The organism is Nodularia chucula CCY0103 (assembly GCF_963923915.1).
Taxonomy (GTDB): Bacteria; Cyanobacteriota; Cyanobacteriia; order Cyanobacteriales; family Nostocaceae; genus Nodularia; species Nodularia chucula.
This window is the reverse complement of the sequence record NZ_CAWUOL010000056.1, coordinates 18,226-34,055: the sequence shown is the minus strand read 5'-3', so window position 1 is coordinate 34,055 and position 15,830 is coordinate 18,226. Positions and strand designations below refer to the sequence as shown.

Sequence of the window (15,830 nt, the reverse complement as noted above, 5' to 3'; positions counted from 1 at the left end):
AAAGTATTTATATCTTAATTAAGTGTACCTCATAACAGACGGAAGTGCTGTAATGCTTTTCTTTCTTTAGCCACAATTCACATCTGGGTTAACAGAATTATATTAGTGGGATAGATTCATAAACTGATCATAAAAGTTAGGCACCGAAAGACTTTTACCCTACTCCCTACTCCCCAGCTATAATTCATAAATTGTAGAGACGTGAAAAATCACGCCTCTCATTTGTTAGAACTCAAGCAATTTTCAAGCTAATTATTCACCCGCTTATTTCAATATACTTAAAGGTTTTTTTGCTTAGTGCCAGTTTTTAAGTCTTGAGGAATCATTTTTTGCCCATCCACTGTTTCTGATGTCTGGATGATCACTTTTTTCTTACTTCTTTCTTTTGTAGAATAGTAAGGTTTAGCAAGAACTTCTTTTACTACCACGTGACGATCCTTAGCAACATAATAGGGTTTGGTTATTGCTGCATGATGATTTTTTTCTGAATAGTAACCATCGGCCTGAACTGAATTAGTTGGAAAGGTAGCAAACCAAACTAAACTCGCAAGCAATACTATAGTTAGTTGGCGGCACAGTTGACTCAATATTTTTTGGGCTTTCAACATGAAGCAAATTATCTCCTAACTCTTTATCAAATACCTGAATGTTAGGAAAATTTTTACTTATTTAACGTCTTCCCATAGGCTGGTTACATATATATAGCAGGGGGACAGGCTTAAAACTCCTTAATTACAAGGGTTTTATAATCCATACTTTTTCACCAAGCCCTATATATAAAAAGTATTGACTATGAGAAATCCGGGATTAGTTGTTCTCTGATAGAAACGACTTTAACCAGTCTATACTCACAATTTTTAGGCTATCGTCACATCAGGAGACAAGTAAACATCCTGAATTGCATGAAACAGTTTCACACCTTCTTCAAAGGGACGCTGGAAGGTTTTTCGCCCAGAAATTAAACCAGTCCCGCCAGCCCGCTTGTTAATTACTGCTGTGCGAATAGCCTCAGCAAAATCATCTTTACCAGATGCACCACCAGAATTAATTAACCCCGCACGTCCACAGTAGCAATTCAGCAACTGATAGCGAGTTAAATCAATGGGGTGATCGGTGGTTAATTCTGTATACACTCTTTCATCAGTTTTGCCGTAACTCTTGTTAGTCGCCTTCGCTACTGCACTATAACCATGATTACATTCGGGTAACTTTTGTTTAATGATGTCCGCTTCAATGGAGACACCTAAATGGTTAGCCTGTCCAGTAAGATCAGCCGCAAGATGATAATCTTGGTCTTGTTTAAAAGCGTTATTCCGCAGATAGCACCAAAGAACGGTCACTAAACCCAATTCATGGGCGGATTTAAAGGCTTGGCTCACTTCCTGAATTTGCCTAGCAGATTGTTCTGAACCGAAGTAAATTGTCGCACCTACGGCCACAGCACCCAAGTTCCAAGCTTGTTTTACATCAGCAAACAAGATTTGGTCATATTGATTAGGAAAAGTTAGTAATTCGTTGTGGTTGATTTTAGCGATGAAGGGGATTTTATGGGCATATTTACGCGCAACGCTACCTAAGACACCTAAAGTTGTCGCTACTGCATTACAGCCCCCGGCGATCGCCAATCTGAGAATATTTTCGGGATCAAAATAAATGGGATTAGGCGCAAAAGATGCCCCAGCCGAGTGTTCAACTCCTTGGTCTACTGGTAAAATCGATAGATAGCCAGTATTTGCTAATCGACCATGAGAATAAAGTTGCTGGAGATTTCGCAACACTTGCGGATGGCGATCGCTATTTAACCACACCCGATCTATAAAATCTTTCCCCGGTAAATGTAGTAAATCTTGAGAAACTTTGGCTTTATATGTCAGTAAATCTTCTGCCTCTTTACCTAACAAAGACTGGAGAGAATTAGCCTCTAAGAGTGTTGTAGTCATTGAATTTTCCTCTAACTTCAGGCAATGACAACAAGAATTACTAATTGATAATTAATTTAAATATTTGAGAATAGAGTCAAAAAATCACAAATAAACTCACCTGTTTTCCTCATGGAAAAGCATCCTGGGTTAGAGAATGTGCTGAGATTTATGTTTATCTGTGGTTACAAATAATAATTAGGATTCTTGCCATGATTCCATTTTAAATTTTTACTATACCAAGTCACATACCTTAAGACAGAGTTAGAAGTTAAGATTATTTTGGTCATGGCGCTACCACAGATCCTTTTCTAGTAGCCCAAGTGTATATTATAGTTCCCAAGTCTAGCCTGAGAACTATGGAGCCTGTGAATGTGAATTATATCTGACCGCTAAAGGCAGGCTTTACTTTACGGTCAATCCTTTCCCCCAAGTCTTCAGCAATAGTTAAAGTACCTGGTTTACAACGCTTGACATTCACGAGTATGTCTTGCGCCCCCTCGACCTCCAAATCTTCTACGTAGCCTTTCAGAGCTACTTTGGCATCAGCAGACCTCAAAAAAGGCCCGAAGTAGTAGGTACAACGGGGATTTTGAGTCACAATTTCCACCCACCAAGCTAAACCCAGGTTGTGGAAAGTGCTAGTTAATGATTCCTTCAGATTATTCCAAATCGTTTGCATAGTTGTAGCCGATTTATCAATGTGATACTGAATATTAAAGGAAAGGATATGGTGTTGTTTTTTCTTTTACATTTCTTTATACTCTGTTACGGTATTTTTTTAAAGGGGTTTTTGTAATTTATCTAGGTAGAAAGTATTTAATGACCGTTGGCGATAGATTTCATAAAGTGCCATACCTGCTGCCACTGAAGCGTTGAGACTGGGAGTTTTTCCGATCAGGGGTATTGATACCAAGACATCACAAGAGCGCTGGGTGAGCATACTTAGCCCTTCTCCTTCCGAACCGATGACCAAAACCACAGGTCCACTAAATTTCACTGTATGCAACGGTTCACTACCAGTGGTAGCAGTACCATAAATCCAAAAGCCAGCTTCTTTCAATTCTTCCAAAGAACGGCTGAGATTCACTACTCTAGCGACAGAAAAGTGTTCTAAAGCACCTGCTGCCACTTTCATTACGGTAGAAGTAATTCCTGATGCTCTTCTTTGGGGAATCACCAATCCCTGAGCGCCTATGGCTTCAGCAGTCCGAATAATTGCACCTAAATTGTGGGGATCAGTAATTCCCTCAGCTACCACAATTACGGGATCAGTCACAGATTTTGCTTGTGCAATTAAATCAGACAACTCCATGTAATCGTGGGGGGCGACTTGTGCCGCAATCCCTTGATGATTAGCGCCGTTAGTAATTTGGTCTAAGCGTCTTGGTTCCACTTCATCAATAACTGTGCCATTTTCCTTCGCTTGCAGGAGTAAATGGTGAAAACGGTGGTCGTAGCGTAAACGGGTAGTAATCCAGATCCGGTTGAGTCCCCGTTCACCAGACAAAGCAGTTAGGACTGGATGGCGACCGTAAATGAGATCACTATCTTCTGGTGGTTTTGGTGCGGGGGATGTATAGGTATCAAAGCGATGTGGGCTAGTGTTTCTAGCAGCAGGTTTTTTATCGCGATCGCCAACGCGGGGACTGCGAATTGAACTAGGGATCACACGTTTACCCTTGAGTTTGACCTGTTGGCCACGGTTAGGTTCGCTAGGAGTCTGGATTTTCCTTGGTTTACTTGTCATATCAGTTTTAGGGATATTTTATGGGATGGATATTGAGATTCTTTGAATTTACTCAAGCTCAAGTATTCAGTTTCCTATCCAGAGATTGAGTCACTCACTATTTTTCTAGATGGAGCTTCTGTAACAATTCGGTTAAGCGCTGGGAATCTGTGAGATAAAGGTAGCCAATTAAAGCTTCTAAACTTGTTGCCTGTTGATAAATTTTGGGATCAACCCGCTTAGGTCGTCCGGAAGCAGCATTGCGGCCTCGTCGGACAATTTCTAATTCGGCCGGTCTCAGATGCGGAGTTAGCGATCGCAAATGTAGCGCTTGTGTTTCGGCTCTTACCTGTCCTACTACCAAGCAGTGATAGGTTTTTACCTGCTGCATAGGCAACAGATAGAACATCCTAACATACAATTCATAAATTGCATCACCTATATAAGCTAAAGCTAAAGGCGAAATTTGTTGTATTTGTGACTGCGAAATCTGTAGAGGTGATATTCCGGCGGTTTCCAACAGGGCTTGATGCCAAGGCGAATCAGCGTTAGGGGCTGCGTTCTCTCCATCTAATAGCTTTTCTTCCTGTGATGTCACAAAATCATCATTCCTTAACACGCTATAGTTGGCAGGCATCTTCAGATAAATTTAATTTATTGATGATCCTGAAACTCACCCCTGCTGGTACACCGGACATAATTGAGACTATCAAATACTACTAAATAATTTTAACCTTTTTGATGTCTTTTTATTTATTGAAGCAATCTATTTCCTGATTAATTGCCGCCATAATTCCACAAATGTATAATTCAAATCCACTAATTGTTAAACCTCTCTCACCAGGAGAGAGGTTATTTGTCAGCGTTTCTAAAAATTAAGCTACCCAGATATAATTGCGCTCAGTTAATTTTATAGCAACAAACAGATCATCAACCCCTGAGAATTAGGGAATTTTCAGTTTCCTGCTATACTTCTTTAGATAAACCCATCAAGACTACTTGATATTTTCTAAAGCTGCATCAACTGAAGTTTGCAGGGCTAGAAACTTTTCTAAGCGAACAAGCTTAACAGTTTGAGTTACGCGAGCATTGGTGACAATTTGCAAAGTACCTTCGGCAGTTTGAGCTTGTTTAGCTAACTGCACTAGAGCGCCCAAGCCGGAGCTATCCACAAAGTCAATTTGTGAAAGATCCAGGATAATGTGCTTTGGACCCTCTTCAATTTTATTGCCTAGTACCTTGCGAAATGTTGGCTCAGAAAATGCGTCTAACAAACCTGTGAGGCGGAATAGCTGACAGTTATCCCGGGCTTCGCGAGTACCTCTCAGGCTCACGGTTAGATTCAGTGGTTCAGCAATAATTCCCTCCTCATGGTGAAAGCGAACGCTCAAGTATAGATGGTTTTAGCACAATTTGTCTACTTTTACCTTGCTGTTCGCATGGCTTGGACAAATTGTTGAAACAGATAGTCAGCATCGTGAGGGCCAGGACTAGCCTCTGGATGATACTGAACAGAGAAAATTGGCAGAGACTTATGACGTAACCCCGCTACTGTCTGATCATTCAGATTCAGGTGGCTAACTTCTATAGTTGCCGCAGGTAAAGAATCTGGGTCAATAGCGAAGCTGTGGTTTTGGCTGGTAATTTCTACTTTTCGCTGTAGTCCTGCGGGCTGATTTAAACCACGATGACCAAATTTTAGCTTATAAGTTTCTGCTCCTAACGCATGACCTAAAATTTGATGTCCCATACAAATGCCAAATATGGGTTTTTCACTTTCCAGCAAGGCTTTGACAGTGGTGATCCCTTCAGTCACGGCGGCGGGATCTCCTGGGCCATTGGAAAGAAATATCCCATCTGGGTTATATTTGAGAATTTCCTCGGCTGGTGTATCTATTGGTACAACTATGACGCGGCAACCGTGACTAGCTAGGCGACGCAAAATATTCCGTTTAACACCAAAATCTAGGGCGACGACAGTAAAAGGTGTTTCCTGAGTCTCTATAGATTCTGAGTTAAATTCCCATGCTGGAATTGTAGCCTCTGTCCATTCATACACATTGGGTGTGGTAACTTGACGTGCCAAGTTTAAACCAGTCATACTCGGTGCGGCTAGCACTTGCTCTAATAATTCCCCTTCATCTAAAATGGTTGTGGAAATGCCACCATTCATGGCTCCCAAGGTGCGAATTTTCCGCGTCAGGGCGCGGGTATCAATGCCATAGATGCCGGGTATTTGGTGTTGCTTGAGGTAATCAGGGAGGGATTGTGTAGAGCGCCAGTTACTGGGACGATGACAAATATTTCGCGCGATCGCCCCAGCACACAAAGGACGTTCTGATTCTTCATCTTCAAGGTTGATGCCTGTATTACCTAATTCTGGATAAGTGAAAATCACTATTTGACCGCAATAACTGGGGTCAGTCAGCACTTCTTGATATCCAGTCATGCCGGTGTTAAATACCACTTCTCCGATTTTGGTTCCCGTTGCACCAAAAGACCAACCGTGATAACTAGTTCCATCAGCCAATACAAGTAGGGCTGGTATTTTATCAGATAAAGGCATAAGTAATGACAACAAAACAGTGAACAGTGAACAGTGAACAGTTATCACGCCGATTTAGTCAAGGACTTCAAACTAATTATGTCTCTTGACTGATAACTGCTAAATAATTACCAAAAATATAGCTTTAATTAAACTCAATACTCGTAACCTGGGGATGTGTTTTTAGCCAAAGATCAATGTCACCTAATACCTGTTGGGGAATTTCCCACGGAAACAAATGTGCAGTATTGGGATAACAATACCACTGATGATTTTTCAGGTGTCGCGCAGTTTCTAAACTTGACTCGGCTGTAATATGCCGATCTTGTTCTCCTGCTAGTACCAGAGTAGGGCAGTGGATTTGCTGCAATTCTGTGAGCCGATTGTAACCAGATTTTAGGGCAGTATACAGGGCGCGAGTTGCGGTAGAGGAGGTTTGTAAATAGGATTGTGCGGCTTCCTGAGCAATATAATTGTAAGCTGTGGGTGTATGTTGTTGAATCAAATAACGAAATAGCGATCGCTTGCCAAAAGTATCGATATTCCATTGCCAACTTGGTTGCAAATAATTTAAAATTCCTGCAATCCCAGTGTAGAGGTTATCCTGCCAAGTAATTGGGGGATGATTTCCACGGGGTCTAGCTGCTGTCGCCACCAAAATTAAACCACTTACCCGTTCTGGTAGTCTTAAAGCCATTTCCATCGCCAAAATTCCCCCCAGTGACCATCCCAATATCAAGCATTTTTCGATTTGATAGCGGTCTAGGAGCGCTTCTAAATCAGTCAAATGATCTGACATCTCAAAATCACCACGATACCGACTTTTGCCGTATCCCCGCAAATCTGGGGCAAAGGTTTGGTAACGCTGAGATAAGTGATTGGTAAATACCGAAAGATTCCGGCCAGATCCCGGATGACCATGTAAGGCGAGAATCGGGAATCCATCACCTTGCATGTAGACGTTGAGTTTTGTAGGTGTGGGGGAAATTGAGGACATGATTTTTAGTTACTGGCGATTTTTTCGATATATCCACCTGCGTAGGTAATGACACACATCTGTGTAAATTGGCTGTGCTGACCAATGGCTATACCCGTAACTTTAAAGTTGGGGTTAAAAATATTGTGGCGATGACCACGAGAGGGTACGCCATCATCAATAATTAGCTGCATGATAATACTTTCGGCTGTGCTGGAACCATAACTGATGTTTTCACCGGCGGTAAATTGCCATGTTCCATAGCGGTTTATGCGTGTAAATGGGTCACTACCATCGCTACCATTATGACCTGTTGTACCTTTAATACCTTGGTCTTTGACATGATCCATAGCAGCTAGACACATTCCCTCGGACATACTTAATGCTGCCACAGGATCAGCTGACTTGAGAAATGCCATCGCCTCCTCAACTGCTTTTACCCCTTCTTGAGTTTGCAAATAAAGATTATCAGATATCTTCACCTGTGTGCCTTGAAATCGTCCTTTCCAATCTTCCAGAATGGGTAGGTATGTGCCAGGATTAGTCCTGACTTGATTCATTTCTAGTAAAATTTTTTTTTCCACTGCCAGAGAATATATTTATGTGCTACATTCTCTATACCTGTTTTAAAAAATGCAGTCAATATATTCCCCAGTTTCATCAATAACCGAATAAATAGGGAGCCACAATTTAATATATTTAGCTCCACAAAAGAAAAAATCCTTTCTCAAAGACTCACCGTTAAGTCTCAAGGAATCAGAATGGTAACAGTACTACTGGCTAGACTGATAAACATTTAGTTTACATATTGGGGAGAAATACAAAATCTTGATCATTGCGGACTTTACGTGACTGCATAAGTAGATTAACTGATTAACAGCTATTTATAGCTAGGCAGTGACTGTCAGAGGATGTTGAAAAAGTATGTAGCGAATATAATAGCCCTACTACACAAGCAAAATCAGCTTTTTCTGACTAAATAAAAAACCAACTCACGCAGGTGAGTTTTATCTGTGCATCTTTACCGTTAATCACCAAGGTTAGTTTCTTAACTTAGTTCCTGCAAAGTGTTCCTGCAAAGTGTTCCTGCAAAGTGTTCCTGCAAAGTGTTCCTGCAAAGTCCAGCTTTAAATTAAAAAATCAAAAATCTTATGATGTCTTGGCTTAGTTTATTTCCCATCGTGCTGAGTTTTCTACTAATAGGCTGCTCTATGGAAACAACAGCAACATCTAATACGTCGGTTTCTAGCAGTCAAACCATCGCATTGGCTGGTCAAATGCTACCTATTTCTGCTGAAGCAATTTTACCCGATGGGACTAGAATCCAATTGGAAGTAGCACGAACACCACAGCAACAAGCACAGGGATTGATGTATCGCCCAGCTTTACCAGATAATCGCGGGATGTTATTTAAGTTTGGGACTCCAAGACCAGTTAACTTTTGGATGAAAAATGTCCCGGTTCCTCTAGATATGGTTTTTTTACAAAATGGGGTAATTCAGTATATTGAAGTTTCTGCTCCTCCCTGTAGAAGTGAACCTTGCCCCACTTATGGACCTAATGTGCCAATTGATATGGTAATTGAACTGCGGTCTGGACGAGCGGCGGAGTTAGATTTACAGCCTGGAGATCAAGTCAAAATTGAGTTTTTCGATGGTGAAAATCTTCCTTCTTGATACTTACTGATATCAATGGATGAAGAAAAATATATCCAACACGTATAAAGATGAACATAACAAGGCTATAATTTGCACATCTTTCATCATAGGAAAATTTGCCGTTTTAAGGTATAATCACATTCCTACGTCGGCAATACTAAAAATCTTCCTTTTGACGTAAGTGTAAACTAATGCTGATCAGGGAGTATTAATTAGGGAGTTTTTTTGATTAAGTATGTGATTCAACCAACCATCTACCTGGATGCAACCTAAGTAGTAGTTATCTGGAGAATGGAGCTAAATAAGTAGCGATCGCCAGGGAAAATGTTCTCTTTTGATCTGTAAAATCCCTATATTTAATCAATTTAAGCCAAATTTTTCCAGTATTTATCCGGTAATCACCAGTTATTAATGAAATATTAGCTGCGGGCTACTTAGAAATGGGACATCTTTATATGAAAATACACACAATCAAAGGAGGTGAGTTACAAATGGCACCATCAACATATTCCCGATTAATTCATTTTCTTCAGGAAGATTTGTCAATCTCTGCGGCATCCCTGGCAGTGGCTTTGCGACATCGGGAACAAGATCCCGGTCCGTTACCAATGATTCTCTGGCAGTATGGCTTAATTACTTTAGAACAGTTGGAAAAAATTTATGACTGGCTAGAAACGGCTTGATATTCTTCAAACTAAAGGTCAGAGGATTCTTGGTTTATCCCAGACCCGTTGCTGTATATCAGCCATTTTCGTTGGAATCAGCCTACTGCTAGGCATAGTACTTTAGGTTTGACTTTGAGTATTTTGGGTGGTAATGATTATCCTAATTATTACAAGCATGAGTTTCGTACAGGAGAAATCACGTTTATTTTGCCTTTTAATCGGGCTGATAGGTCAGAAAATTTACAGCTACTACAGATTAAAAGAGCGAGTTAAATATTTAACTCGCTCTTTATGGTTTTAATATTATGCTACTTGCTTGATTTTCAGGATTGACTCAATACTTTAGCTGCTGCGGCTACACCACCACCAGGAGTAAAGTTTTCATGACCAAGTTCAGTGAGAACTACTTCTAGGGCGGCTATACAACTGAGGATATCGCGATCGCTAACAAAACCTAAGTGACCAATCCGGAAAATTTTGTTTTTCAGATGGTCTTGACCGCCTGCTAAAGCAATATCAAAACGTTTGTTCATCAATGAGCGAATTTTATCAGCTTCAATTCCTTGGGGGGCGACAGCTGTAATTGCTGGACTGGCGTAATCATCTGACCCAAATAGAGGTAAATTCAAACCGCTTACAGCCGCACGGGTAGCATTTTTGAGTCGTTGATGGCGAGTAAATATTGACTCTAAGCCTTCTGCTTTCATCATTTTTAATGTGGTGTGTAAAGCCACAATTAAGTTGACGGGTGGAGTAAAGGGAGTGGTGTTTTTGGCGGCATTTTTGCTGTATTTACCTAAATCTAGATAATATTTGGGTAATTTTGCAGTTTTGTAAGCTTCCCAAGCTTTGGGGCTAACAGAAACAAATCCTAAGCCGGGGGGAATCATGTAGCCTTTTTGGGAACCAGAAGCGACTACATCTAAGCCCCACTTATCTATGGGTAAGTTAAATGCACCTAAGCTGGTGACTGCATCTACAATAATTAAAGCTTTACCATGTTCTTTAACTAGGCTGTTGATGGTTTCTAAGTCATTCAACACACCTGTTGAAGTTTCGCTGTGGGTGATAATGACGGCCTTGATTTGCTTTTCGGTATCCTTTTGCAATTTTTCGGCAAATAGTGCTGTGTCTAAAGGTTTACCCCATTCGGCAGTAATAGCTTCGACATTCAAGCCATAAGCTTCACCGATTTCTACCCAGCGTTCTCCAAATTTACCGTTGGAACCAACTAAAACGCGATCGCCTGGAGAGAGAAAATTAATAATTCCCGCTTCCACTGCACCTGTACCGCTAACATTCAAGATCAGGACATCATTTTCAGTTTGGTGCAACCATTTGAGGTTGGCTGTCACCTCAGCCATGATGTTGCTAAACTCATTAGTCCGGTGTCCTATGGGATGCTTGGCTAAGGCCAGCAAAGCCGCTTCTGGTACTGGTGTGGGACCAGGAATCATCAGCATTAGTTTATTGTCCATTTGTTTTTCCTCAAGTCAAATAAAAGTTAAATTGGGGCAGCAAATTTTAGATTTATCGGCATATCCAAAACAGTTTGCTAGAATTTCTTATCCATAGCAAATTGTGAAAAAAAGTTGAAAGTTCAACTCTGGTTAGCTTGACTTTTGTTACAAATTATGTATATTGAAAATCATCTAAAACTCTGCTTTCCTGTTATACCATTTTCTGATCTATGTTTAATTTTTAGAGAATATGGCAGTTCCCATGCTCGTGAGGTACAAAGTTTTTTAGTTTTAGGGAGCAGGGAACAGGGAACAAATTGGTGTGTACTTCATTAGACGGGGAAAGGCTATATAAAAAGACGCGATCGCTCGCGTCCATACAAGAGCATTTAAGCAAATAAATTGGTAATGGCTACAGCTGGATCTGGTTGTTTAACTAAAGATTCTCCGATTAATACAGCTGCTGCGCCTGCTTGTTTAACTGTTTGCAAATCTGCTGGCGTATGTAACCCAGATTCACTGACAACTAAAAGATTCCGTGCTTGTAATTGACTCCCTCGTGCTGCTAATAAATTGCAGGTAGTTTGCAAGTCAACAGAAAAATCTTCTAAGTTGCGATTATTGATTCCTACTAAAAATTCACCATCTAAAGCTAATACTCTGTCAAGTTCTGCCAAACTATGAACTTCAATTAAAGCCGACATTTTTAAGGCTTTGGTAATTTTCAGGAAGTATTGTAAATCTTGGTCACTGAGAATAGCTGCAATTAATAAAACTGCATCAGCCCCTTGAATCCGAGCCAAGTACATTTGATAAGGATAGATAATAAAGTCCTTACATAAAAGGGGTAAATCTACGGTGGCACGGACTTGGGCTAAGTTCTCAAAACTACCTTGGAAAAACTTACTATCTGTCAATACTGAAAGACAACTAGCACCACCTTGTTGATATGCAGAGGCGATCGCCACCGGGTCAAAATCTGCCCGTAAAACACCCTTACTAGGGGAAGCCTTTTTAACTTCAGCAATTAACGCTGGCGTGGTTTTTCCCTGTCTGAGGGCGGCAATAAAATCACGAGTGGGCGGGGCTGCAAGTGCTTGTTGTTGCAACTGTGCCAAAGGTCGCCTTTCCCGCATTTTGTCAATTTCAATTTCTTTATGCCAGACAATTTCTTCCAAAATATTATCTGGTTCTATATCTGGTAAAGCAGACTTATAACGTAAAAAAGAAACATTAATTGTGGTGTTGGTAGAACGGCGGCGAATTTTCATAATTGGGATTGGGAAGTGTGGGGGGTGTGGAAAGTGTGGGAGGTGTGGGAAGTGTGGGAAGTGTGGGAAGTGTACTTCGACTGCGCTCAGTAACTGGGGGGTGTGGGAAGTGTGGGAAGTCTGGGGGGAAAGATTTTTACTTCCCAGTCCCCAGTCCCCAGTCCCCAGTACCCAGTCCCCACTCCCTACTCCCTAAACCAAGGCTCGTTTATAGGCTTCATCTAGCACTTCGGAAAGTGTCGGATGGGCGTGTACTAAATGGGCGAGGTCTTGGACTTTTTGACGATTGGCGATCGCAGCTGATGCTTCGTGAATTAAGTCGGCGGCGTGCATTCCAAAAATATGAACACCTAAAACTTCACCAGTATCTTTGCGATACACCACCTTAGCCATACCGTCAGATTCATTTTCTGCCAAGGCTTTGGAATTACCTTTAAAGTAACTTTTACTGGTAGCTATTTCAAAGCCCTCAGCTGCTGCTAATTCCTTAGCGGCGACTTCTGTTAAACCCACATAGCTAACTTCTGGGTGAGTAAAGGCGGCCGCGGGGATGCTGCGATAGTCAATTACACGGGTTTTACCCATAATATTGTCTACAGCCACAATTCCTTGTGCAGAAGCCGCGTGTGCTAACATCATTTTGCCGTTAGCGTCACCAATAGCCCAAACATGGGGTACTACTTCCCCCCCTGATAAAACTGCCATGCGATCGTCCACAGGGATAAAATTGCGGCGGTCTAGTTCAATCCCTAAAGTTTCCAAACCCAAGTTTTTAGTGGCGGGGATGCGTCCTGTAGCTACTAAACAAGCATCCACTTCAATCACATCGACATCTGCTTTGGTTTTGAAATCTGCCAATTCAATCACCACCGGAGAACCGGGAATAATTCTTTTCGCGTATATTCCTACCTTGGTTTCAATATCACGGGGAGTAATTAACACCCGTTCCGCCAGTTTAGCAATATCACGGTCAAACCCTGGCATTAATTGATCCAGGGCTTCAATCATCGTGATTTCACAGCCCAAAGCCGAGTAAACATCAGAAAATTCTAAACCGATGTAGCCACTACCAATAATCGCCACCCATTCTGGCAAAGATTCTAACTTTACCCCTTGGTCACTAGTAAAAACGGTTTTACCATCTACTTCAATTCCAGGAGGGACAAAAGGTACTGAACCAGGGGAAAGAATAATATCTTTAGCGGTGACAGTTCTTTCAGTCCCATCATTGGTAATCGTGACCTTTTGGGTTCCCGCAATTTTGCCCCAACCCCGAATAATATCCACTCCCAGACGTTTGAGGCTGTTAGTTAAATCCCCTTGAATTTTTGATACTAAATTGCCAGCATGATCTGCGATCGCCTGGCGGTCAAATGTCACATGATCAACTTGAATCCCCAAGGACTTCAAATGGTGAGCATCCCGCAACTCCCGCACCCGTCCAGAAGCTGCTAGCAAAGCCTTAGAAGGGATACAGCCACGGTTAACACAGGTTCCTCCCATATCCCCAGCTTCAATAATTGCTGTTTTCAAACCACAGCTAACGGCGTGTAGGGCTGCGCCATGTCCACCTACACCTGCGCCGATAATGACTAAATCGTAATCGAATCCATAACTCACGTTAATTGCCCCGTCTGCTTCGCCTATTTATTCTCAACTTCACAAGCAATATCCGCAACCTCCGACAGTTTGGGACTTACTAGTGAAAGAATACTATTATCTTCTAACTTAGCAGGAGTAGGGAGTGGGGAGTTGTCAACAGCTTTTTTAGTTGTAAGTGGAAAGCGCAGGCTACGCCAACAGAAATTAAATAGGAGTCCTATAGATGAATAATAAGATTTTTGTGATTTGGGCAAGATACCCGCTACTTTTATACGGATACAACCCAGAATATGTTGATAATGGGTAAATCCTCACCTAATTCTTACTTATCAAATTACTATGGCTTATAGGACTTACGCAAGAACTCTTTGAAACCCTCTTACCTTCGTGTCCTTTGTGTCCTTTGTGGTTCGTTTTTTCATGATTTTGCGTAAGTCCTGGCTTATAATCGAGAGATTGCGATTATTATTTAACATCAGAACTTAATCTTCCAGCTTATGCATATCTTCTCCAATCAAAAAGTACGATTCACATTAGGGTTTGCGGCTTTATTGCTAGTGAGTACAACTAGTATGATTCTAGCTACTCAGTCCAGAAACCAACAAAAAATTGCGGCAATTCCTCCCAAAAATAATTTTTCTACTCAACAACACATTGCTCTAGGGACAATTGCACCTGTGGATGTAATTCCCACAAACTTTTCTGCTCCTTTAACAGCTTCCCCAGAATTTGATCAACAGCCAATTAACACCATCACATCTGATCAATATCAAGCATCAACATCTACTACTTATCCAGTTATTGATGAATGGGAAAAGTTTAAATTTAGTATCCCCGGTAGTCAGGTTTTAAGCCCAGCAGAATTGCCAAAATCTGATATTAATTTTCAGCAAGGAGATTTATTAACAGTTATAGTTAATACCAGAAAATATTTTGAAGATAATGCGGCGGAAGACCCAAACATTTTTCGTACAGGATTGTTGGGTACTCAAGGGGTGACGGTGGAGGATATTGTCAGCACCTTAGACTTTATGATTACTGTTTTAACTGAGGATATTAATAATAACCGTGTGACGCGGTTAAAAAACCCTGAGTTTATTAATGAGAATTTTCGCGTAGTTAAATGGACTGCTCATAATCCGAGTAATGAAAAACAGCAGCAAGTGAGAATTACTAAATATGCTGTTTTTGAGCATACAGGTTCCCGGACTAAGACATCTACTTATAATATTCCCCTTTACAGTTTAAAAGATAATGATATTGAGGATAAATTCTACACAAAATATACAAAACAAGATGTTTTATCTGGAATTTATGAGCCGGGAGGTAAAGAACACGGTCGAGTTAAACCCCTGGCTTATTTAACCCGCGATGGCTTAGAAGAAGCATTAATGCAGGGAACTATTTTAATTAATTTTACAGATGGAACTCAAGCATATTTTAACGTAGATAGAAATAATGGAATTTCTTTTGTGCCAGGATTAAACCCCAGGTCACAAAAACGTTATTGGTACTTTCGAGAAGTGGATGGTATCAAAGGCTATGGTCATCAAATAGATGCCAAAATTTCTATTAAACCAGGGGTAACATTTGCTGGGGATATCCTGAATATGGGGTTAGGTAGAATCATTGTTATGGAACATACTAGAGGTGGAAGTAAACATCTGCAAATGGGCGTGATGGCTGATACGGGTGGAGCTTTTTTACCGAATTTGCACCAACTGGATTACTTAGCTGGAACCTTTAAGAATCGTCAAGAATTTACACAGTATATCCGCCAATTACCTGAGTATGCTACAGCCTATTTGTTGGTGAAAAAGTAAGTTAATGTTCTCGGTGTTTAATTAATTTTTGATGGTTTTCCAGGCGCGATTTATCGCGCCTTTGTAATTTATAGGAACCACCAAGGTAATTAGGACATTCCCTGTTCCCTTGAAAACAATATGGCACATTACCCAAGTTATTCGTATCATAGGCTTTAGGTATAAATGTATAGTTTAAAGTT

16 protein-coding genes are annotated in these 15,830 nt (G+C 41.0%); 4 read left to right on the top strand and 12 right to left on the bottom strand.

The window, feature by feature from the left end:
* Window positions 1-278: 278 nt before the first annotated feature.
* The 9 genes from ACM0OP_RS15465 to ACM0OP_RS15425 form a co-directional block, all read right to left on the bottom strand.
* Window positions 279-608 (bottom strand): hypothetical protein, encoded by a 330-nt coding sequence (locus ACM0OP_RS15465; RefSeq protein WP_414529310.1) that lies wholly within the window; start codon window positions 606-608, stop codon window positions 279-281.
* 249 nt (window positions 609-857) lie between these two features.
* Window positions 858-1,940, bottom strand: coding sequence for a class I fructose-bisphosphate aldolase (locus ACM0OP_RS15460; protein ID WP_414529309.1), 1,083 nt, complete (start codon window positions 1,938-1,940; stop codon window positions 858-860).
* 358 nt (window positions 1,941-2,298) lie between these two features.
* A complete protein-coding gene (locus tag ACM0OP_RS15455) occupies window positions 2,299-2,601 on the bottom strand; it encodes a DUF1816 domain-containing protein (protein WP_414529308.1) in 303 nt (100 codons plus the stop codon).
* Window positions 2,602-2,700: 99 nt separating this feature from the next.
* Window positions 2,701-3,669 (bottom strand): 23S rRNA (guanosine(2251)-2'-O)-methyltransferase RlmB, encoded by a 969-nt coding sequence (gene rlmB / locus ACM0OP_RS15450; RefSeq protein ID WP_414529307.1) that lies wholly within the window; start codon window positions 3,667-3,669, stop codon window positions 2,701-2,703.
* 97 nt (window positions 3,670-3,766) lie between these two features.
* Window positions 3,767-4,246, bottom strand: a complete 480-nt coding sequence (locus ACM0OP_RS15445) for a Mini-ribonuclease 3 (protein ID WP_414529306.1) — start codon at window positions 4,244-4,246, stop codon at window positions 3,767-3,769.
* 397 nt (window positions 4,247-4,643) lie between these two features.
* Entirely contained in the window at window positions 4,644-5,039 is a 396-nt protein-coding gene (locus ACM0OP_RS15440; protein WP_414529305.1) for an STAS domain-containing protein, read from the bottom strand.
* Between the two features lie 32 nt (window positions 5,040-5,071).
* Window positions 5,072-6,214 carry a glutamine-hydrolyzing carbamoyl-phosphate synthase small subunit gene (carA, locus tag ACM0OP_RS15435; RefSeq protein ID WP_414529304.1) on the bottom strand — a complete coding sequence of 381 codons (1,143 nt, stop codon included), beginning with the start codon at window positions 6,212-6,214 and terminating at the stop codon, window positions 5,072-5,074.
* Between the two features lie 124 nt (window positions 6,215-6,338).
* Window positions 6,339-7,190, bottom strand: a complete 852-nt coding sequence (locus tag ACM0OP_RS15430; RefSeq protein ID WP_414529303.1) for an alpha/beta fold hydrolase — start codon at window positions 7,188-7,190, stop codon at window positions 6,339-6,341.
* 5 nt (window positions 7,191-7,195) lie between these two features.
* Window positions 7,196-7,729 (bottom strand): CAP domain-containing protein, encoded by a 534-nt coding sequence (locus ACM0OP_RS15425; protein WP_414529313.1) that lies wholly within the window; start codon window positions 7,727-7,729, stop codon window positions 7,196-7,198.
* A 591-nt stretch (window positions 7,730-8,320) separates the two neighbouring features.
* Between ACM0OP_RS15425 and ACM0OP_RS15420 the strand changes: the two genes are divergently transcribed.
* The 3 genes from ACM0OP_RS15420 to ACM0OP_RS15410 all read left to right on the top strand — a co-directional run bounded on the left by ACM0OP_RS15420 (window position 8,321) and on the right by ACM0OP_RS15410 (window position 9,765).
* A complete protein-coding gene (locus tag ACM0OP_RS15420; protein WP_414529302.1) occupies window positions 8,321-8,845 on the top strand; it encodes a DUF192 domain-containing protein in 525 nt (174 codons plus the stop codon).
* A gap of 437 nt (window positions 8,846-9,282) precedes the next feature.
* Window positions 9,283-9,510 (top strand): DUF2949 domain-containing protein, encoded by a 228-nt coding sequence (locus ACM0OP_RS15415; protein ID WP_414529301.1) that lies wholly within the window; start codon window positions 9,283-9,285, stop codon window positions 9,508-9,510.
* A gap of 48 nt (window positions 9,511-9,558) precedes the next feature.
* On the top strand, window positions 9,559-9,765 hold the full coding sequence (locus tag ACM0OP_RS15410) for a hypothetical protein (protein ID WP_414529300.1): 207 nt from the start codon (window positions 9,559-9,561) through the stop codon (window positions 9,763-9,765).
* A gap of 50 nt (window positions 9,766-9,815) precedes the next feature.
* On the opposite strand, the gene ACM0OP_RS15405 is transcribed toward ACM0OP_RS15410, so the two are convergent.
* From ACM0OP_RS15405 to lpdA, 3 genes are all read right to left on the bottom strand, one after another.
* Entirely contained in the window at window positions 9,816-10,970 is a 1,155-nt protein-coding gene (locus ACM0OP_RS15405) for a pyridoxal-phosphate-dependent aminotransferase family protein (RefSeq protein ID WP_414529299.1), read from the bottom strand.
* A gap of 371 nt (window positions 10,971-11,341) precedes the next feature.
* The gene (gene trpC, locus ACM0OP_RS15400) at window positions 11,342-12,223 is read right to left on the bottom strand and encodes an indole-3-glycerol phosphate synthase TrpC (protein WP_414529298.1); all 882 of its coding nucleotides are present in this window, start codon (window positions 12,221-12,223) and stop codon (window positions 11,342-11,344) included.
* Between the two features lie 192 nt (window positions 12,224-12,415).
* Window positions 12,416-13,843 (bottom strand): dihydrolipoyl dehydrogenase, encoded by a 1,428-nt coding sequence (gene lpdA / locus ACM0OP_RS15395; protein WP_414529297.1) that lies wholly within the window; start codon window positions 13,841-13,843, stop codon window positions 12,416-12,418.
* Window positions 13,844-14,322: 479 nt separating this feature from the next.
* Here lpdA and ACM0OP_RS15390 point away from each other — a divergent pair, with 479 nt between their 5' ends.
* Entirely contained in the window at window positions 14,323-15,648 is a 1,326-nt protein-coding gene (locus ACM0OP_RS15390) for a hypothetical protein (protein WP_414529296.1), read from the top strand.
* Window positions 15,649-15,830 lie beyond the last annotated feature (182 nt).

Coding starts and splice junctions, on each gene's coding strand:
- ACM0OP_RS15460 (WP_414529309.1), bottom strand. CDS start 1,940: ATGACTACAACACTCTTAGAGGCTAATTCTCTCCAGTCTTTGTTAGGT.
- ACM0OP_RS15465 (WP_414529310.1), bottom strand. CDS start 608: ATGTTGAAAGCCCAAAAAATATTGAGTCAACTGTGCCGCCAACTAACT.
- ACM0OP_RS15405 (WP_414529299.1), bottom strand. CDS start 10,970: ATGGACAATAAACTAATGCTGATGATTCCTGGTCCCACACCAGTACCA.
- ACM0OP_RS15420 (WP_414529302.1), top strand. CDS start 8,321: ATGATGTCTTGGCTTAGTTTATTTCCCATCGTGCTGAGTTTTCTACTA.
- ACM0OP_RS15430 (WP_414529303.1), bottom strand. CDS start 7,190: ATGTCCTCAATTTCCCCCACACCTACAAAACTCAACGTCTACATGCAA.
- rlmB (WP_414529307.1), bottom strand. CDS start 3,669: ATGACAAGTAAACCAAGGAAAATCCAGACTCCTAGCGAACCTAACCGT.
- ACM0OP_RS15455 (WP_414529308.1), bottom strand. CDS start 2,601: ATGCAAACGATTTGGAATAATCTGAAGGAATCATTAACTAGCACTTTC.
- ACM0OP_RS15415 (WP_414529301.1), top strand. CDS start 9,283: ATGAAAATACACACAATCAAAGGAGGTGAGTTACAAATGGCACCATCA.
- carA (WP_414529304.1), bottom strand. CDS start 6,214: ATGCCTTTATCTGATAAAATACCAGCCCTACTTGTATTGGCTGATGGA.
- ACM0OP_RS15425 (WP_414529313.1), bottom strand. CDS start 7,729: ATGAATCAAGTCAGGACTAATCCTGGCACATACCTACCCATTCTGGAA.
- ACM0OP_RS15390 (WP_414529296.1), top strand. CDS start 14,323: ATGCATATCTTCTCCAATCAAAAAGTACGATTCACATTAGGGTTTGCG.
- trpC (WP_414529298.1), bottom strand. CDS start 12,223: ATGAAAATTCGCCGCCGTTCTACCAACACCACAATTAATGTTTCTTTT.